The 18,474-nt window shown below is 69.0% G+C and carries 18 protein-coding genes; 8 read left to right on the top strand and 10 right to left on the bottom strand.

Annotated elements, in window-relative coordinates:
- Positions 1–62: 62 nt before the first annotated feature.
- The 3 genes from AC0Z36_RS23245 to mshA are packed head-to-tail and all read right to left on the bottom strand — an operon-like array spanning position 63 to position 2,717.
- Entirely contained in the window at positions 63–821 is a 759-nt protein-coding gene (locus AC0Z36_RS23245) for a phosphoglyceromutase (RefSeq protein ID WP_485464956.1), read from the bottom strand.
- Between the two features lie 24 nt (positions 822–845).
- A complete protein-coding gene (locus tag AC0Z36_RS23240) occupies positions 846–1,346 on the bottom strand; it encodes a type III secretion system chaperone family protein (protein WP_485464955.1) in 501 nt (166 codons plus the stop codon).
- Between the two features lie 33 nt (positions 1,347–1,379).
- Positions 1,380–2,717 carry a D-inositol-3-phosphate glycosyltransferase gene (mshA, locus tag AC0Z36_RS23235; RefSeq protein ID WP_485464954.1) on the bottom strand — a complete coding sequence of 446 codons (1,338 nt, stop codon included), beginning with the start codon at positions 2,715–2,717 and terminating at the stop codon, positions 1,380–1,382.
- Between the two features lie 283 nt (positions 2,718–3,000).
- Here mshA and AC0Z36_RS23230 point away from each other — a divergent pair, with 283 nt between their 5' ends.
- Both AC0Z36_RS23230 and AC0Z36_RS23225 read left to right on the top strand, forming a co-directional pair.
- A complete protein-coding gene (locus AC0Z36_RS23230) occupies positions 3,001–3,861 on the top strand; it encodes a class I SAM-dependent methyltransferase (RefSeq protein ID WP_485464953.1) in 861 nt (286 codons plus the stop codon).
- Between the two features lie 341 nt (positions 3,862–4,202).
- The gene (locus AC0Z36_RS23225; protein WP_485464952.1) at positions 4,203–5,663 is read left to right on the top strand and encodes a C40 family peptidase; all 1,461 of its coding nucleotides are present in this window, start codon (positions 4,203–4,205) and stop codon (positions 5,661–5,663) included.
- 89 nt (positions 5,664–5,752) lie between these two features.
- On the opposite strand, the gene AC0Z36_RS23220 is transcribed toward AC0Z36_RS23225, so the two are convergent.
- The 3 genes from AC0Z36_RS23220 to AC0Z36_RS23210 all read right to left on the bottom strand — a co-directional run bounded on the left by AC0Z36_RS23220 (position 5,753) and on the right by AC0Z36_RS23210 (position 7,365).
- The gene (locus tag AC0Z36_RS23220; RefSeq protein WP_485464967.1) at positions 5,753–6,079 is read right to left on the bottom strand and encodes a DUF2516 family protein; all 327 of its coding nucleotides are present in this window, start codon (positions 6,077–6,079) and stop codon (positions 5,753–5,755) included.
- 186 nt (positions 6,080–6,265) lie between these two features.
- Complete coding sequence (locus AC0Z36_RS23215) at positions 6,266–6,760, bottom strand: hypothetical protein (protein WP_485464951.1); 495 nt, start codon at positions 6,758–6,760, stop codon at positions 6,266–6,268.
- 71 nt (positions 6,761–6,831) lie between these two features.
- On the bottom strand, positions 6,832–7,365 hold the full coding sequence (locus AC0Z36_RS23210) for a helix-turn-helix domain-containing protein (protein ID WP_485464950.1): 534 nt from the start codon (positions 7,363–7,365) through the stop codon (positions 6,832–6,834).
- Positions 7,366–7,649: 284 nt separating this feature from the next.
- Between AC0Z36_RS23210 and AC0Z36_RS23205 the strand changes: the two genes are divergently transcribed.
- The 5 genes from AC0Z36_RS23205 (at position 7,650) to AC0Z36_RS23185 (ending at position 13,590) form a co-directional block, all read left to right on the top strand.
- The gene (locus AC0Z36_RS23205) at positions 7,650–8,078 is read left to right on the top strand and encodes a helix-turn-helix transcriptional regulator (protein WP_485464949.1); all 429 of its coding nucleotides are present in this window, start codon (positions 7,650–7,652) and stop codon (positions 8,076–8,078) included.
- 10 nt (positions 8,079–8,088) lie between these two features.
- A complete protein-coding gene (locus AC0Z36_RS23200) occupies positions 8,089–8,505 on the top strand; it encodes a VOC family protein (protein WP_485464948.1) in 417 nt (138 codons plus the stop codon).
- Between the two features lie 231 nt (positions 8,506–8,736).
- Positions 8,737–10,260 (top strand): alpha/beta fold hydrolase, encoded by a 1,524-nt coding sequence (locus AC0Z36_RS23195; protein WP_485464947.1) that lies wholly within the window; start codon positions 8,737–8,739, stop codon positions 10,258–10,260.
- A gap of 198 nt (positions 10,261–10,458) precedes the next feature.
- Positions 10,459–13,203, top strand: a complete 2,745-nt coding sequence (locus tag AC0Z36_RS23190; RefSeq protein ID WP_485464946.1) for a helix-turn-helix transcriptional regulator — start codon at positions 10,459–10,461, stop codon at positions 13,201–13,203.
- Between the two features lie 45 nt (positions 13,204–13,248).
- On the top strand, positions 13,249–13,590 hold the full coding sequence (locus tag AC0Z36_RS23185) for a cupin domain-containing protein (RefSeq protein WP_485464945.1): 342 nt from the start codon (positions 13,249–13,251) through the stop codon (positions 13,588–13,590).
- 126 nt (positions 13,591–13,716) lie between these two features.
- Here the strand turns inward: AC0Z36_RS23185 and AC0Z36_RS23180 are convergent, their stop codons facing one another.
- The 4 genes from AC0Z36_RS23180 to AC0Z36_RS23165 form a co-directional block, all read right to left on the bottom strand.
- Positions 13,717–15,180, bottom strand: coding sequence for an MFS transporter (locus AC0Z36_RS23180; RefSeq protein ID WP_485464944.1), 1,464 nt, complete (start codon positions 15,178–15,180; stop codon positions 13,717–13,719).
- Positions 15,181–15,337: 157 nt separating this feature from the next.
- Positions 15,338–15,712, bottom strand: coding sequence for a nuclear transport factor 2 family protein (locus tag AC0Z36_RS23175; RefSeq protein WP_485464943.1), 375 nt, complete (start codon positions 15,710–15,712; stop codon positions 15,338–15,340).
- Positions 15,713–15,914: 202 nt separating this feature from the next.
- Positions 15,915–16,904, bottom strand: a complete 990-nt coding sequence (locus AC0Z36_RS23170; RefSeq protein ID WP_485464942.1) for an asparaginase — start codon at positions 16,902–16,904, stop codon at positions 15,915–15,917.
- 96 nt (positions 16,905–17,000) lie between these two features.
- Complete coding sequence (locus AC0Z36_RS23165) at positions 17,001–17,573, bottom strand: RsiG family protein (protein WP_485464941.1); 573 nt, start codon at positions 17,571–17,573, stop codon at positions 17,001–17,003.
- Between the two features lie 217 nt (positions 17,574–17,790).
- Here AC0Z36_RS23165 and dtd point away from each other — a divergent pair, with 217 nt between their 5' ends.
- Positions 17,791–18,216, top strand: a complete 426-nt coding sequence (dtd, locus tag AC0Z36_RS23160) for a D-aminoacyl-tRNA deacylase (protein WP_485464940.1) — start codon at positions 17,791–17,793, stop codon at positions 18,214–18,216.
- Positions 18,217–18,474: the final 258 nt, after the last annotated feature.

Genomic DNA, 18,474 nt, shown 5'->3' with positions numbered 1-18,474 from the left:
CATGCGGAAAAGCCCCGCACCGACGGCTGAACCGCTGGTGCGGGGCGTGATCCGCTGGGGGTTTACTTCTTGCCCTGGTTCTTGACCGCCTCGATCGCCGCGGCGGCGGCCTGCGGGTCGAGGTAGGCGCCACCGGCCGTGACCGGCTTCAGGTCCGCGTCCAGCTCGTACAGCAGCGGGATGCCGGTGGGGATGTTCAGCCCGGCGATCGCCTCGTCGGAGACCCCGTCCAGGTGCTTGACGAGCCCGCGCAGCGAGTTGCCGTGGGCCGCCACGAGCACGGTGCGGCCGGTGCGCAGGTCCGGCACAATCGCGTCGTACCAGTACGGGAGCATGCGGTCCACGACGTCCTTGAGGCACTCGGTGCGCGGACGCAGCTCAGCCGGCAGGGTCGCGTACGCCGGGTCGTGGAACTGGGAGTAGTCGTCGTCCTCCGGCAGCGGCGGCGGCGGGGTGTCGTAGGACCGCCGCCAGAGCATGAACTGCTCCTCGCCGAACTCGGCGAGCGTCTGCTTCTTGTCCTTGCCCTGGAGTGCGCCGTAGTGCCGCTCGTTCAGCCGCCAGGAGCGGCGCACGGGGATCCAGTTGCGGTCGGCCGCGTCGAGCGCGAGGTTCGCGGTGCGGATCGCCCGGCGCTGCAGCGACGTGTGCAGCACGTCGGGGAGCAGCCCGGCGTCGGTGAGGAGTTGTCCGCCGCGGGTTGCTTCCTTCTCGCCCTTGGCGGTCAGGTCGACGTCGACCCAGCCGGTGAAGAGCCCTGCCTCGTTCCATTTGCTCTCACCGTGGCGGAGCAGGATCAACTTGAAAGAAGAATCAGCCATGGTCACGAGGGTAGATGAGAGTCGTCAGCGGTTCTCGGGGGCGGCGAACTTGATGAAGGCCTGCAAGTTCTTCAGCGACTCCCCCTTCTCCACCCGCCAGTCCCACTCCCGTTTGATCGACGTGGCGAAGCCCAGTTCGAGCAGCGTGTTGAAACTGTCGTCCGAGGTCTGCAGGACAACGCCGAGCAGCCGGTCGATCTCGTCCGCGGTCACGGCGTGCAGGGAGACCTTGCCGGTGAGGAAGACGTCGCCGAGCCGGTCGAGGGCAAAGGAGACGCCGTACAGCTTGACGTTGCGTTCCAGCATCCAGCGGTAGAACGCGGCGTGGTTCTCGTCCGGTTTGCGGATGACGAAGGCGTTGACCGACAGCGCGTGTTCACCGATGCGCAGTGCGCAGTTCGTCTTGAGTTTTCGGACGCCCGGCAGGGTGGCGATGTACGTGCCGTCGCCGGTGGTCTCCCACTCGATGCCGGCCTCGGTGAGAGCGGTCCGTACGGTCTTCTCGACCTGATCGCGCAGTTCCACGCTGTTTACCTCCTCGGACGTCGTGCTCCGACGTTAGCGCCCCGCAACCAACCGTTCCTCGGAAAATGCCGGACGGGCAAGAACGTGGGCGTACACATCGGCCATGGACGCGGCGGCGACTGGCCAGCCGAAGGCCGCCGCGTGCCGCACGGCTCCCCGGGAGTAGAGGTCGCGAAGCCTGGGGGCTTCGAGGAAGGGGCGGAGGGCCGCCGCGTAGTCGACCGGGTCGTGCCCGTCGACGAGGGTGCCGGAGATGCCGTCCCGGACGGCGGTGGACAGTCCGCCGACCGCTGCGGCCACCACGGGGGTGCCGCTGGCCTGCGCTTCGATCGCGACGAGGCCGAAGGATTCGTTGTACGAGGGGACGACGGCCACGGTGGCGGCGCGGTACCAGTCGGCGAGGGTGTGCTGCGGGACGGGCTTGCAGAAGCGCACCACGTCCTGGAGGCCGAGCGAGGCGGCGATCTTGTACAGGTGTTCGGGTTCGGCCAGGCCGTTGCCGCTCGGACCGCCGACGATGGCCACGACCAGCTTGGCGCGCAGCGCGGGGCTCGTGCGCAGCAGCTCGGCCGCTGCGTACAGAACTATGTCGGGTGCCTTGAGCGGCTGTATGCGGCCGGCGAACAACATGACGTGGGCATCCAGCGGGAGGCCGAGCCGGCGGCGGGCGGCGGCCATACTGGCGGGCCCGTTGTCGCCCTCCGGGTGGAAGGTGCCCAGGTCGACGCCCGGGTTGACGACAGCGACCTGGTCGGGGGACGCGCCGTAGAGGTCGATCAGCTGGTCGGCCTCCTCCGGGGTGTTGGCGACCAGGCGGTCGGCCGCGGCCACCACCTGCTCCTCGCCGATCACCCGGGCCGACGGCTCAGGTGCGTCACCCAGCGCGATCGCCTTGTTCTTCACCTTGGCCATGGTGTGCATGGTGTGCACGAGTGGCACACCCCAGCGCTCTTTGGCGAGCCAGCCGACCTGCCCGGACAGCCAGTAGTGCGAGTGGACCAGGTCGTAGTAGCCGGGTTCGCGCATCGCCTCGGTGCGCAGCACGCCCGAGGTGAAGGCGCACAGCTGGGCCGGGAGGTCTTCCTTGACCAGGCCTTCGTACGGTCCGGCGTTGACGTGGCGGACAAGCACTCCGGGGGCCATCTCGACGACCGGGGGCAGGTCGGAGCTGGTGGCCCGGGTGAATATCTCCACCTCGATGCCGAGCGCGGCCAGCCGCTTGGACATCTCGACGATGTACACGTTCATGCCACCGGCGTCGCCGGTGCCCGGCTGGTGCAGCGGGGAGGTGTGCACACTGAGTGTGGCGATCCGGCGCGGCGCCCCTCGGCGGGGCGCGAGCTGCGCGACCGTGCCGTCACTGCTCCTCATGCGGACAGTCCTCCTGATGTGTCGACGTGCCGGGGCCGACGATCGGTTTCGTCTTTCTTCGTACGGAAGCCGTGCCGCAGCGGTTCAACCGCTGCGTCCCGGTCGGAGCAGCACTCCCCCGTCAAGTGTTAACCGATCGGAGATCGGTTCTGATTCCCGGGGTCCGTAGCTCCGTGACGCAGGTCCCACACAATCGGTCCGCCGGCGGGTCCGCACCAGAGGCCGACCCGTTACTGTACGCACGCGTACGGGCTCGCTCCCCGCCGCGTTTACCCTGTGAGACATGGCGATCCGCGGCACTGCATCCGATGTGGCGACCGCTTTCCCCGTTCGCCGGGCCGCCGGGACCGCCACCAGAGCGCTGCGCCCCGTCGGAGTGATCACCCGGGGCACCACCCACCAGAACCGGCTGCGCCGGGTGGACCGGTGGATCACCGGTTTCCACGGCCGGCTGCTGCGTACCGCCGCCGACCCGTTGGTCGTGGACCTCGGCTACGGGGCTTCGGCGACGACCCCGGTCGAGTTGTTCCGCCGGGTGCGCACGGTGCGCGGCGACGCCGAAGTGACCGGTGTGGAGATCGACCCGCAACGGGTCGCCGCCGCGCTCCCCTACGCCGAGCCGGGGCTGACCTTCGTCCGCGGCGGCTTCGAGACCCCCCTTCCTGGCGGCCGGCGACCGGTGGTCATCCGGGCGTTCAACGTCCTTCGGCAGTACGAGGAGGAGGCTGTCGGCGCGGCGTGGTCCGCGATGTGCTCACGACTGGCCCCGGGTGGTCTCCTGGTCGAGGGCACCTGCGACGAACTCGGCCGCCGGGCCTCCTGGGTGGCGCTCGACGCGGCCGCAAGGCCGTTGACGTTGAGTATTTCCGTACGGCTGAAAGGTTTTGACTGTCCGTCTGATGTCGCCGAGCGGCTGCCGAAGGCGCTCATCCACCGCAATGTGCCGGGCGAGCCTGTGCACGCCTTCCTGCGGGACTTCGACCGGGCGTGGGCCACGTGCAGCCCGCTGGCCTCGTTCGGGGCCCGGCAGCGCTGGATCGCCGCGGTCCGCGCCCTTGCCGCCACCTGGCCGGTAGTCGACAATCCGGCCCGCTGGCGGCTCGGCGAAGTGACCGTCGACTGGGCGGCTGTGGCTCCGCGTTGACGCCTGTACCGAGGCCTGCGCGGAGGCTCTCAGCATGACCGGCACATGGACAGTCACCTGGTCTTTCGCATACGACACGTGACGATCTCCGTACAGCTGGTCCGGATCTTTCCTTTTTGACCCCATAAGGGTGTTGAGGTATCGCCCACACCCCCTGCCGCAACCATCTGATACGTGGCAGTATCCGCGGTTGGAACCGGTTCCCGTCCGGACGGCAGCGATTGGCGTCCAAACAGGTGCCGGTTCCGTTCAGGTGACGGCCCGTGACGATCCTTCAGGACTTCTCCGGGTCTTCTTTCCGGTCACGTTGCGAGCAGTGCGGATGGGCGAGGGGCAGCGGTATGGCGAAGCTTTTGACCGGCAAGTCCGGTCGGTGGACGCGGGTGGTGACCGCCGGCGGAGTGGCACTGTTGTGCGCCGCACTGTGCAGCGCGAACGCGTCCGCCGCACCTGGGGACCCCACCACTCCGCCACCTGGCGCGGCGCAGCCCGCAGGTGACGCGAAGCCGCCGCGCACGGTCGCCGAACTCCTGGACCTCAACAACCGGATCCAGGTCATGCAGCAGCAGGCCGGGCAGGCCACCGAGCGCTACAACGGGGCGGTCGAGCGGCTGGCCCAGGCACAGGGCAAGGTCGTCGAGACCAACAGCGCGACCACCGCCGCCCAGGACCGGGTGGTGGAGCTGCGCGATCAGCTGGGCCAGCTGGCCCGGCAGCAGTACACCACCCGCAGCGTCGACCCGATGATGACACTGCTGATGAAGAACGACCCCTCCGCGTTCCTGCGTGAGGCGCCGACGTACGCGTACATCGGGCAGAGCCAGCAGGACCTCATCAACGGGGCGAAGCAGGCCCAGCAGATGCTGCAGAGCCTGCAGAAGACCGTCGGGGTGCAACTCGCGGAGAACAAGCGGCTCGAAGCCGAGGCCGCGACCGCCCGTATCGAGATCCAGACGAAGATCGAGCAGTCGCAGAAGCTGCTCGGGGACCTGACTCCGGAAGATGTCACGCGGCTGACCGCCATCCAGGAGCAGGCCGAGCTCAACGGCCAGGTCCAGCTGGGTGACGTGCTCAAGTCGCCGGACCAGCTGACGACGCCGATGGCTGCGAAGGCGATCACATTCGCGCTGAGCAAGATCGGGCTGCCGTACATCTGGGGCGGGACAGGACCTGCGGGCTACGACTGCTCGGGCCTGACGTCGCAGGCGTGGGCCGCCGCGGGCCGCCCGATCCCGCGGACGTCGGAGGCCCAGTGGGCCGGGCTGCCGCGGGTCGCGGTGAAGGACATGCGCCCCGGCGACCTCATCATCTTCTACTCGGACGCACACCACGTCGGCATGTACATCGGCAACGGCCTGATGGTGCAGGCACCGCGGACCGGTCTGAACATCAAGATCTCCCCGGCGGGCTCGATGCCGATCCTGGGCGTCGTCCGGCCTGACGGCGGCGAGGGGACGACGAAGGCTCCGCCGATCCCGCCGGGCACCAGCGTCCCGAACGGTTCGACGAGCGGCGGCCAGACCAAGCCGCCGACCACGCCGACCACGCCACCCCCGACGACCACCAGCCCGCCGCCGCCCCCGGCGACGACGCAGCCGCCGACGACCGCACCGCCCGTCACCAGCAACCCGCCGACGACGAGCGCACCGCCGACGACTCCGAACCCGGCCTCCAGCGCTCCGGGGAGCACCACCCCGAAACCGCCGACGAACACCCCGTCGAACAGCGGGACCCCGGACTCCAGCGGGACGCCGAAGAAGAGCGCCACGTCGACCGGCAGCGGAACGCCGAAGAAGAGCTGAGCGACACCTGAGCAGTACCGCAACACGGCGAGAGCCCCACCGACGGACTGTCGGTGGGGCTCTCGCTCTGTTCGTGCGGGGTGCCCCGACTACCAGGGGCCGTACGGCCCCATGTGGGTCCCGTTGCCGCCGCCGCGCCGCCCGCTGACCCGCTTGAGCGCGGGCCGGACGTCGACCATGTAGACGATCGACGCGATAAGCCCGATCAGCGACAGGAAGCCGATGCCGGCCCCGAAGATCAGGTCCACCACCACCACAAGGCCCAGAATGATCAGCCAGAACGACTTCTTCTGCTTGTCGGCTGCCCGGTAGGCGTCCTCGCGGCGGATGGCCGCGTCGACGAATACGAAGATCTTGAAGACGAGGATCGCGAGGTAGACATAGGAGAGCAGGTTGCTGAAGTTGGTGGTCAGCACACCGGCCGGCATGGCCAGGTCGGTCATGGCTACTCCTTCGGGACATGCGGGGTCAGCGGCGGTTCCCCAGTCTCACATACGGCGAACGGCCGCGGCACGCCTCAAGCGCGCCACGGCCGCCGGTGTCCCGTACGGAACGCCCTCAGCTCAGCTGCCGACCTTCCGGCCGACCGTCCAGCCGGTCTTCTACTGGGTGTTGTCGCCGGCCTTCTTCTGCGTGTCGTCGCCGACCTTCTTCGCCCCGTCGGACACCGCGTCGGCGGCGGACTCGGCCGCCTTGGTGGCCGCCGTCGTCGCGCCCTTGGCCTGCGCCTTGGTGGCCGCCGCGCCGCGCTTGGCGGTCGTGGTGGTCGCCTTGACCTTGGACTGCGTGGTGTGGGCCTCGGCCTTGGTGCGCTGGGTCGAGGACTGCTTGCTGATCCGGTCCACCAGGATGTGGCCGCGCGCGGCCAGGTCCTCGTACACCTCGACGGCCTCGTCGAACGCCTTCGAGACCTTCACCTGAACGGTGCTGTAGGCGCTCTGCACGCGGTCGGTGACGGCCTTCGGCTCCAGCTTGATGCCGGAGATCTTGTCGGGCAGTTCGCGGATCTGCTCCACCGCGAGGTCGCCGACACCGGCGACGAAGTACAGCGGCTTCCGGTCGATAAGGGTCTTGCGGTTCTCCGTGGTCGTGGCCATGGCGGGTGTTCCCCCAAGTTCGAAGTTGTCGTGCTTCGTACGCTGTGTGGTTGCCTGGCTGGCTGCCTGGGTCAGGCCGACTCGGACAGGAGCGGGACCGTGTCCTTGGCCTTGTCCTTGGCCTTGTCCTTGGCCTTGTCCTTGGCCGAGCCTCTGTCCGCGCCCGTGTGCTCGCTCTTGTGCTGCGGATCCCGGCCGGAGCTCTGCCCGTCCGGCGCGCCCTCATGCGGGGCTTCCACGTCGTCCGCTACCACCGCCGCAGCCGCGTACTCCCGGCGGAAGGACTGGTAGATCTCCAGGAGCATCCGCTTGTGACGCTCACTCAGGCCGTCGTCGGCGAGGATCGCCGACTCGGTCTCAAGCGAGGTCCGCGGCCGGGCTTCGAGGATCCCGGCCTGCACGTAGAGCGTCTCCGCTGAGATCCGCAGCGCCTTGGCGATCTGCTGGAGGATCTCCGCGCTCGGCTTGCGAAGGCCGCGCTCGATCTGACTGAGGTACGGGTTGGACACTCCGGCTGCGTCGGCGAGCTGGCGCAGTGAGTACTGCGCGCTGCGTCGCTGCTCCCGGATGTACTCGCCGAGGGATCCGACGTTCAGGCTTGCCATGTCTCCGATACTGCACCCGACTGCTAACTATTGCAAGCAGACTGCTTGCGAAAGTTTATTAACTTGCAGGTACCGCTCTGCGACTGAGAACGGCAGGTGTCGTACCCGCCGGACAACCGTCGTGCGAACTACGGCCCAGCCCCCGGACGGACCCTGCTGACGACGGGTGCGGTGATGGCCTAGCGTTCAACCCATGACTTCCCCGGACGGCACCACGAGCGAGAACACCCAGGCCCATGGGCCGGGTTCGTACAGTTTCCCGAGCGGTCTGTAACGTGTCCCGGATGCCTCGGGTTCCAATCGCCGACCTCGTCCGGCTACGCCAGGCCCGTGACCGGATGGACCGCGACTACGCGCAGCCCCTGGACGTCCCGGCGCTGGCGCGGGTCGCCCTCATGTCGCCGGGCCACTTCTCGCGCAGCTTCCGCGCCGCCTTCGACGAGACGCCGTACAGCTATCTCATGACCCGCCGGATCGAGCGGGCCAAGGCGCTGCTGCGGCGTGGCGACCTGACGGTGACGGATGTCTGCATGTCGGTCGGCTGCACCTCACTAGGCTCGTTCAGTTCGCGGTTCACCGAGCTGGTCGGTGAGAGCCCGAGCGCGTACCGGGCCCGCGACCACGACCACGGCGCCGCCATCCCGGCCTGCGTCGCCAAAATCCACACCCGGCCAGTCAGGAACGGAGAAGCAAAAACCGACTCCGGCCCGTAGCGTGACGGGCATGGAACTCAAGCTCGCACAGTGCTTCATCGCCGTCGACGACCATGACAGGGCACTCGCCTTCTACCGTGATGTGCTCGGTCTCGAAGTGCTCAATGACGTCAGTTTCGAGGGGATGCGCTGGGTGACCGTCGGCTCGCCGTCGCAGCCCGGCGTGGAGATCGTCCTCGAGCCGCCACTCGCGGACCCGAACGCCACCGACGCCGACCGGCTGGCGATGGCCGAGCTGATGGCCAAGGGCCTGCTGCGCGCCGTCATCTTCCGGACCAGCGACTGCGACGCCACGTTCGAGCGGATCAGCGCCGCGGGCGCCGAGGTGCTGCAGGAACCGATGGACCAGGCCTACGGCGTACGCGACTGCGCCTTCCGTGACCCGGCAGGGAACCTGCTGCGATTCAACCAACCGCGCGACAAGTAACCGGAGTTGCGGCCACGCCGACCCGTGTCGATCATGGTCGGAATACTGTTGAAGCCGGGTCCGGCACAGCATTCCGAGCATGATCGACACGGGGCTCCGGGTTGAGTCCACTCCGCTGAGTCCCCTCGTACGACCGGGGGTTAACCTCCGTCCGGCCTGGTGCTGTCCGCATCCCGGACCGGGGAGCCCGCCCCATGGAGCGAAGATCATTTCCGCTCTAGCGTCACAGGCATGAAACGCACCACGACTATCGCCGCGCTCGGCCTGTCCCTGACCGCGGTCACCACCGCGACCGGTTTCGCACCGGGTACGGCCACAAAAGTTTCAGCAGCCACCGCTGACGGCCTTGACCAGTTCCGTCAGCAACCGCTCACCTGGACCACCTGCAAGGAACCGAAGCTCGCCGACAGTGGCACCGAGTGCGCCACACTCAAGGCACCGCTCGACTACCGGAAACCGCGGGGACGCACCCTCGACGTCACGATCTCGCGGATCAAGTCCGCCGACCCGGCGAAACGGCGCGGCATCCTCCAGACCAACCCCGGCGGCCCCGGTGGACGCGGCCTCGGGATGCCCGCCGACCTCCGGGCGCAGATGACGCCCGAGGTCGCGGCGGCCTACGACATCATCGGCATGGACACCCGCGGGCTCGGCGAAAGCAGCCCGCTGGACTGCGGGCTGACGCGGATGAGCTGGATGCGCTCGGTGGGCACGGACCGGGCGGGCTTCGACGAGAGCTGGCGGCTGGCGAAGAGCGACGCCGACGCCTGCTGGAAGAAGTACCCCGACGTACTCCCGCACTTGTCGACCCGCAATATCGCCCGGGATGTGGACCTCGTCCGCAGCGTGCTGGGGGAGCGGAAGACGTCCTGGTTCGGGCAGTCGTACGGGACGGTCCTGGGTGCCACGTACGCGCAGATGTTCCCCAGCCGGGTCGACAGACTGGTGCTGGACAGCGCGGCCGACCCCGCCAAGTACGGGATTCAGATGTTCCAGGACATGGGTCCGGCCAATGAGAAGGCGATTGACGACCTCGCCGCGTGGGCCGCGCCGCGCGACGCCGAGTACCGCCTGGGTACCACCCCCGCGGCCGTCCGGGCCACCGTTGAGGGACTGGTCCGTCGTGCGGAGGCGAAGCCGATTTCGATCGCGGGCTTCCAACTGGACGACCACATGCTGCCGTTCGTCCTGTACGTCTACGGATCGGACGAGGCTGAGAACGCGGACTACGCCGGCGCGCTACGGCAGTTGCTGGACGCGGCCGACGGCAAAACGGTCGAGGTGACACCACGACTCCGCGGGCTGCTGACCGTCATGTTCCAGCCCCGGAGCGTCGGTGCCGACGCTGATCTGGCGTCCACGCTGGGCGTGGTCTGCGCCGACGTCACCATGCCCCGGGACCCCGGGTGGTACCGGAAGGCGATCGAGCGGGCGCGGCCCGCGCAGCCGGTCTTCGGACCGGTGCACAACGCCCCGGTCCCCTGCGCCTTCTGGAAGGAGCAGCCCCGGGAGCGGCTGACGAAGATCAACAACAAGCTCCCCGCACTCCAGCTCCAGGCCACCGGCGATACCCGCACCACCTACGAGGAGGGTCTGGGCATGCACCGCCGGATGCGCGGCTCCCGCCTGGTGACCGTGCCCGTCCGGACCCACGGCGTGTTCCTCTCCACGTACAGCCCCGGCGCGAAGAAGGCGGTCAACGACTACCTGCTGGACGGCGCGCTGCCGACGAAGGACGTGGTCCTGCCGCGTTGAGCGGCCGCTTGGCCGAGGTGGCGGGATTGCGCCTCCACACAGCCGGCTGACCGGCCCCCGCGTCGATCGTGCCCGGAATGCTGCCGGAGCCGGCTGTCGCGCAGCGCTGAGCCAAGGGCTGAACACCGGGTCCGGGGCCACCACCCCGGACCCGTAATCCCTGACCCCACGGCACAACTGGTCGTTAGCATGCCCGTTGTGACCACCAAGGGCCTGTACGGGCGACAAGCCGAACTCACCGCCGTGGAAAACCTGCTCGCCGGCGCCCGCGTGGGGACCAGCGGGGTGCTGGTCCTGCGCGGCGAAGCGGGCATCGGGAAATCAGAGCTGCTCGGACACGCGCTGACAGCGGCCGACGGCATGAAGGTGATCCGTGCCGTCGGAATCGAGTACGAAGCAGAACTTCCGTACGCCGGACTGAACCTTCTCCTGCTCCCGGCCCTCGGTGGCATCGCCGAACTGCCCCAACCCCAACGCCGGGCGCTGGAGTCCGCGTTCGGGCTCAGTGCCGCGTCCGCCGCGCCGGATCCGATGTTCATCGGCCTGGCCGTACTGTCCCTGCTCGCGGAGTACGCGGGGGACGGTCCACTCCTGTGTGCCGTGGACGACGCCCAGTGGCTGGACCGCGCCTCCGCCGACGCTCTGGTCTTCGCCGCGCGACGGCTGCACTCCGAGGGCATAGCCCTGCTTTTCGCGGCCCGTGACGGCGAAGGCACGTTCCCCGCACGGGGATTGCCCGAGCTGCGGTTGACCGGACTGGGCCCGCGGGACTCCGCAGGACTGCTCGACGCACAGACCGGGGCGCTGACTCCGACACAGCGCTACCGCGTCCTTGTCGAGGCCGGCGGCAACCCCCTCGCGCTGCTCGAACTGACCAAAATCTTCGACCAGGGGTACGCGGGCCGCTCCCCGGACGGCCACGGCAGTCCGGGCTCGATGCCGTTGACCAGCCGGCTCCAGATCGCGTTCCACGGGCAGGTGAGCCGACTCCCGCCGAGCACCCAGGATCTGCTGCTGACTGCCGCAGCCGAGGTGAGCGGCGACCTGGGGACCATCCTGCGGGCGGCCGGAGCCGCCATCGCGACGCTCTCCCCCGCCGAAGAAGCAGATCTCGTACGGGTCGCCGACGGCCAGCTGACCTTCCGTCACCCGCTGATCCGGGCAGCGGTCTACCAGCGGGCGCCGACCGGCCGGCGGCTTGCCGTGCACCGGGCGCTCGCCGACGCGCTGGACTCCCCCGACCACGCCGACCAGCGGGCCTGGCACCTGGCCGCCGCAACCACCGGCACCGACGAAGCGGCGGCCACCGCCCTGGAAGACACCGCTGGTCGCGCCCGCGAACGCAGCGGGCACGCCGCTGCGGCGCTGGCCTTCGAGCGTTCCGTACGGCTGACTTCCGACCCCGGCGCGTTGGTCCGCCGCCTGGTCGCCGCCGCCCAGGCGTGTTCCGAGGCCGGACAGCTCGACAAGGCAAGGGAGTTTGCCGAACGGGCAAAACAGCAGACCGCCGACGTACGGATACACGCCGCGCTCAACGGCGTCCTCGCCCTGGCTGATTTCCGGCAGGGTTCCTTCCCCGCCGCGCACCGGCAACTGCTCGACGGCGCCTCGAAGGCCGAACCGCAGGACGCCGCGCGACTGTTGATCCAGGCCGTGCACACCGCCTGGTATCTCGGCGAGCGATCGGTCACCGACACCGTGGACCGGATCGCGGAACTCCTTCCGGCGTTGCCCGCCGAAGCCGCGGTCACCCCGGTCGCCCACTTCCTGGCCGGCGCCTTCGGCACCGACAAAACGCCACAACTCAGCTCCGCCGCTCAGGAGTTCCGCCGCCATCCGGACACCGACACCGGCGACCTGATGATGGCCTGCGGGGCGGGCCTGTCCATCGGGCAGGACAGTGCGGCGCACACGCTCGCCAGTTCGCTCGCCGAGGAGAACCGCACCAGCGGCGGGCTGGCCAGGCTGCCCACGATCCTGTTCTTCATGGCCGAGGCGGAGGTCTTCGAAGGCCGGCACCGCGACGCGCTCGCCAGCGCGACGGAGGCCCTGCGGATATCCCAGGACACCGGGCAGCAGCAGTGGATCAGCCAGTTCTCCAGCGTGCTGGCCTATCTCGCCGGGGTCAACGGCGATGAACAGGAGTGCCACCGGCGCGCCGAAGCGGCGCTGACGGGCGGCACCGGCGCGGCGATGGCCCCGGGCACACCATGGGCCTACTGGGCGCTCGGGCTGCTCGACCTCGGCCTGGGCCGCGCGGAGTCGGCGCTGACCCGGCTCGAACCGCTGACCCGGAACCCGCTCAACCACCACCTGTGTGCGGTCCGCAGCACGCCCGACCTGGTCGAGTCGGCCGTACGGATCAACGAACCCGACCGTTCGGCACGGCACTTCGCGCGCTTCGAAGTCTGGGCCACCCGTGTCCGCCAGCCGTGGGCGGACGCGCTTGTCCTGCGCTGTCAGGCTCTGCTCGGCCCGGACGAGGAAGCCGAAGCGCACTTCAGGCACGCGCTGAAACTGCACGAACAGGACCGCCGGCCGCTGGAACAGGCCCGTACGGCACTGCTCTTCGGGGAGTGGCTGCGCCGGGCCCGCCGCAAGGCCGAGGCGCGCGGTCACCTGAGCAGCGCATTGGAGGCCTTCGAACTCCTCGGCACCACCTCCTGGGCGGACCGTGCCCGCACTGAACTCGCCGCTACCGGCGGTTCCGTCGCCGCACGGAGCCGCCAGAGCCGCCAGAGCCAGGAGACCGGCGCGCTGGCCACTCTCACCTCACAGGAGCTCCAGATCGTCCGGCTCGCGGCAAAGGGCCTGTCCAACAAGGACATCGCAGCGCAGCTCTTCCTCAGCCCGCGGACCGTGGGCCACCACCTCTACAAGGCCTATCCGAAACTGGACGTCACATCCCGCGGGGAACTTGTCGCAATCATGGACTCCCTGTAACCCGAATCTCCTTGCGCAGCGAAGGATTTTGGCAAGTATGAGCAGATGACCACAACCGAACAGACGCTTTCCGAAACCGGCCAGATCATCCAGGTGGACACCAGGGAGGTCGAGCCCGCAGACATCGGCCCGGGAGTTGTCGTGCGGATGCTTCCGGGCACCGACTCGATACGGCCCTGGGTCGTCGACATGGCGCCGGGCAGCCAGTGGCCGGCGGTCGACACCCACGTCGGCCTGGGTGAGGCCTACTTCGTCGCCGAGGGCGAAGTCATCGAAGGGGACGTCCGACAAGGCCCTGGTACGTATGTCTCGCTCGAACCGGGTTCCAGCCACCGGCCGCGGACCGAGACCGGAGCGCGGATCTTCGGCTTCAACTACGACGTCTGACCTGGGCGTACGGGAAATCCGTACGCCGTAGGAGGACATGGGGCAGCTAAGGACATGCGGCGGGCCCCGGAGGGAATCGTCCCCTCCGAGGCCCGCAGCCGGTGTGTCAGTCAGAGCTCGACCGGTTCAGCTGTCGGTCTTCGTCTTCGGCAGCAGCTGCACCAGGACCGCCGTCGCGGCGCAGAAGACCGCCGCCGGAACCAGACCCCAAGTGAAGGCGTGTGCCACATCGTTGGCCACCGGGGCGTCACCGAGTGCGTTGTAGAAGACGATCCCGACCAGGGCGACCCCGAGGGCTCCACCGACCTGCTGCGCGGTGGACAACACCCCGGATGCGGCACCGGCGTGACGGGGCGTCACACCGGCGAGGACGATGGCGGCCATCGGCGGCATCGCGAATCCCATTCCGATGCCGACCAGCGCCAGGCCCGGGATGAGCAGGCCGACCGAGCCGGTCCCGCCGATGTCGTACGTGGCCTCGGCCAGCGCCAGGCAGCCGACGGCCTGGACCAGCGCTCCCAGGGCGAGGACCTGGCGGCCGAGCTTGACCGCGAGCTTCTCCGCGGCGCCGGCGGCCAGCAGGTAGGGGGCGCCGAGCGAGATGAACAGCAGGCCCGAGTTCAGCGCCGACATCCCGTGGCCCTGCTGGAGGTAGAGCGCCAGGATCAGGAAGAACGAGGCGGCGGAGAGGGAGTAGACGAGCGAGATGGCGCTACCGGCGGAGAAGGAGCGTTCCTTGAACATCGTCATGTCGATCAGCGGAGAACCGCCGGTCCGGCCGAGGCTGCGCTGGTAGGCGGCGAAGACGGCGAGCAGCACCACGGAGGCGGCCAGCGACAGCCAGGTCCACAGCGGCCAGCCCTGCTCGCGGCCCTGGACGAGCGGGAGGGTGACGGCCACCAGGCCGAGGGTCACCAGGACGGTGCCGACCAGATCGAGCCTGGTGCCGCCGGTGCCCCGGGACTCGGGCACGGTGCGGTTGGTGAAGGCGAGGGCGATCAGGCCGATCGGCACGTTGATCCAGTAGATGCTGCGCCAGTCCGAGCCGAACAGGTTGATCTCGATGAGCGCGCCGCCGATGAGCTGGCCGAAGACCCCGGCCAGGCCCATGGCCAGGCCGTAGGCGGTGAAGGCGCGGGCCCGCTGCGCCCCGGTGTAGACGACGCTGATGATCCCGAGGACCTGCGGCATCAGCACCGCCGCGGCGATGCCCTGGAAGATCCGGGCGATGATCAGCGATTCCGGGTTGTACGCCAGGGCGCAGGCGGCCGAGGCCGCGGTGAACATCCCCAGGCCTGTGGAGTACATCTTGCGGCGTCCGTACATGTCGCCGAGGCGTCCGCCGGTGATGAGTCCGGCGGCGACCGCGAGGCCGAACCCGGCGACGACCCACTGGATCGCGGCGGTGCTGGCGTGCAGGTCGGCCTGGGTGGCGGGGATCGCGACATTGACGATGAAGAAGTCGAGGGTGGAGATGAAGGTCCCCGCGAGCAACACCAGCAGGGCACCCCAGGAGGGCCGTTCCTCAGTACGTATACCAAGCGGTGAGGCGACTGGTGAAGCGGCGGTCGTGGTCACGGTGCTGGACAAGATCAGATCCCTTCGGCACTGCGGGAACTACGAGGGGCGTCGTACGGGGTTTCAAAAACCGGTGTCGACGGTGCGGAGAGCCGCGGAGGCCAGGCGGGGCCGGGGAGGCCGGGGAGGCCGGGCCGCACAATTGCCCCGGCCTCCCCGGCCACCTGGATCAGGCCCCGGCCGGCACCTTGTCGAGGAAGCCGTGGACCTGGCGGATCTTCCCGTCGGCGTCGATCACGATGACGTCGAAGCCGACCACGATCTCCTCGCCGCCGGCCGGACCGAGGTTCCACGTGAAACGTGCGATGTCGTGATGCCCGTCGACCGGTCCGCCGGAGCTCAGTACCAGGCCGGCGAACTGTCCCTGGACCGCGGCGATGACTGCGTCGAGCCCGTCGTGGCCCTGGACCGACGCCAGCGGGTCGGTGTAATCGACGTCTGCGGCGAAGAGCTTCTCGATCAGTGCGCGGCGGGCGGTGGCGTCGGTTTCGTTCCAGGCTGCGAGGTAGCGCTCGACGGTCTCGGTGGCGTTGATGTCGGTCATGGTGTCTGTCTCCCTGCGCTGGAGTGGCGTTCGTTCCTGCAGGTCAAGACGTTACGGAGCTTCGAATTACGAGGAATCAGTCATGCATAGGTAATTGACGGACAGTCATGAAAACGCTGAAGGACGCCTTCCCGTACGGAAGGCGTCCTTCGGCGGTTGCTCAGTCAGCGATTGCTCAGCCAGTGGTCGTCCAACTTCGGTCTCAGCTGTGGCGCGCCGCGCGCAGTTCCCCCACCCGCACCGCCCCGCCGAGCAGCGGCACCTCGGCGAACTCCGCGAAGCCGGGAGCGTCCAGGCCCATCCGGCGCAGCGTCGCGGCCAGCACCGGGCCGAGTGTGCGGACGTCACCGCTTTCGACCTTCACGGCCAGCGCGCGCCCGTCGGGCAGCGCGGCGACCTGGATGCCTTCGGCGCCCATCTTGGAGATCATGCCGGGGACGGCGCGCATCGCCAGGGTGTCCACCCGCCCCGTGCCCGCGACGAACTCCGGGTTCGCGGCCATCGCGGCGGCGACGCGGTGTTCGGGGGTGCCGAGCGGGGCGACGGTGATCGCCCGGAACGAACGCGCCAGGCCGGTGAGGCTCAGCGCGAATATGGGCGCCCCGCACCCGTCGACGCCGATGTGCGCGACACGTTCGGCGGCGAGTTCTTCGAACGTGCGCAGCGCCAGTTGCTGGAGCGGGTGCACCGGGTCGAGGTAGTTCGCCGACGACCAGCCGCGGACCGCGCACGCGGCGAGCATCGTGGCGTGCTTGCCGGAGCAGTTCATGACGACTTTGTCCGGTAGTCCGCCGGAGCGCAGGTAGGCCTCACGCGCGGTCTCGTCGTACGGCAGCTGCGGGGGTGTCTGCAGCATCGATTCGTCCAGGCCGTACGCGGCGAGGATCTTGCGGACGCCGTCGAGGTGGAAGGGTTCGCCGGAGTGGCTGGCCGCGGCCAGGGCCAGGAGTTCACCGTCCAGCTCGACCCCGGCGCGCACAGCGGCGACCGCCTGGACCGGTTTGGTGGCGGAGCGCGGGTAAATCGGCCGGGTGGTCTCACCCGTGCTGTACGCGACTGAGCCGTCGGAGTCGAGGACGACCACACTGCCGCGGTGGCGACTCTCGGTGAAGCCGGAGCGGACCACCTCGGCGAGCACCGGCAGGTCGGGTATGCCGGAGATAGGAGAAGCGGGCGCGGTGCTGGACGGCATGGCGGGCGGGTGCCTTCTGCTCTACGGCCCCGCGGGGAGGGGCCGGACCGGGGTACGGACGGGGAAGCGGCCGGCAGCCCCGTCTCCCCCGCCGGATCAGCGGCCGGAGAGCAGATCGTCCACCTTTGCCTCACCTTCACGGTACCTGCGGGCGATCTCCGTGGCGCAATCGTCCGCCGTGCGCTGCAGCCGGCGGCGCCGGTCGGAGACTTCTTGCTCATAGGTGGTGAGCCGGTCCAGGGAAGCCACCAGCTCGGTTTCGCTGCGCGCGGCCGGGTCGGACAGCTCCACGTCACCGAGCAGTTGTTCGATGTGTTGGGCGTACATGCCGGTCCGGGGCGGGTTCATCGTGACGTAGCGGGCCCCGCGGGTCGAACTCCGGGTGTGCTCGGCGAGGATCTCCGGCAGCCGGTCGACCAGGCCGGTCCCGCTGCCACTCAGGCCGGGCAGCCCGCCGGTGCGGCGGGCCAGCTCCGCGCGCAGGATGTCGATCCGGCCCTGTAGGAGTCTTCGCAGGTAAGAAAGGTCGCTCTCCTCACGCTGGGACTCACGCCGCAGCGTGCGGATCCCCGCCAGGTCCAGGGCCCTGATGTTCTCGGGGCCGTCGTGATCGTCACCTCTGGGGGAACCGGGGTGGTTGTATCGGTGCGTGCCGTCGACGCCGTCCATGACCGGAATGGTGTCACGTTGAACACAGGGTCACGTGCCGGTTACGGGTGAATCTCCACGGACGGGTTCACTCGAACCCGCTAATTCACCCGCCTTGTGGACACCGGCAGGACATCCCGAGGACCCCGCGGCCAGCTGGGTGATCACCCGTACGGGTCACCGGAGTCCGTTAATACAAGATGGGAACAGCACTCTGGCGTCCGCCACAATGGGAACCATGAGAGCCGTCGTCCAACGTGTCACTGAAGCTTCCGTCACCGTCGCCGGGCAGGTGGTGGGCTCGATCACCGGTCCGGGCCTGTGCGTCCTGGTCGGGGTGACCCACGACGACACCCCCGAACAGGCGAAGCGGCTCGCCGCGAAGTTGTGGACGCTGCGGATCCTCCCCGATGAGGAGTCCTGCTCCGATATCGGGGCGCCACTCCTGGTCATCAGCCAGTTCACTCTTTATGGGGACGCCCGCAAGGGCCGCCGCCCCACCTGGAACGCCGCCGCGCCGGGCCCCGTCGCCGAGCCGCTGGTCGACGCGGTCGTCGCGGAGCTCCGGGCGTTGGGCGCCAAGGTGGAGACGGGGGTCTTCGGCGCGGACATGAGCGTTGCCCTGGTGAACGACGGCCCGAACACTTTGATCCTGGAAATGTGAAACCCCGAACGGAGCGACTGCACAAAGCAAAGAAACATCCAGCCACCAAAGCGAGGGAGCAACCGGCCACCACCACGAGGCGACTGAGCGAAGCGAGGGAGCGCGGCCGGAGGCCGCGGCTAGTCCGGGCGACGCACAGCGCCGAGCGATGCCTGAGCGAAGCGAAGGCAGCGGGAGGAGAACGCTGTGCTTGGAGCCCGGTATCAGAAGAGAACGCTGTGCTTGGAGCCCGGTATCAGAAGAGAACGCTGTGCTTGG

This window comes from Kitasatospora sp. UYEF31 (assembly GCF_057291755.1).
Note: the sequence above shows the minus strand (reverse complement) of the source record. Positions and strands in the feature narration are given on the sequence as shown.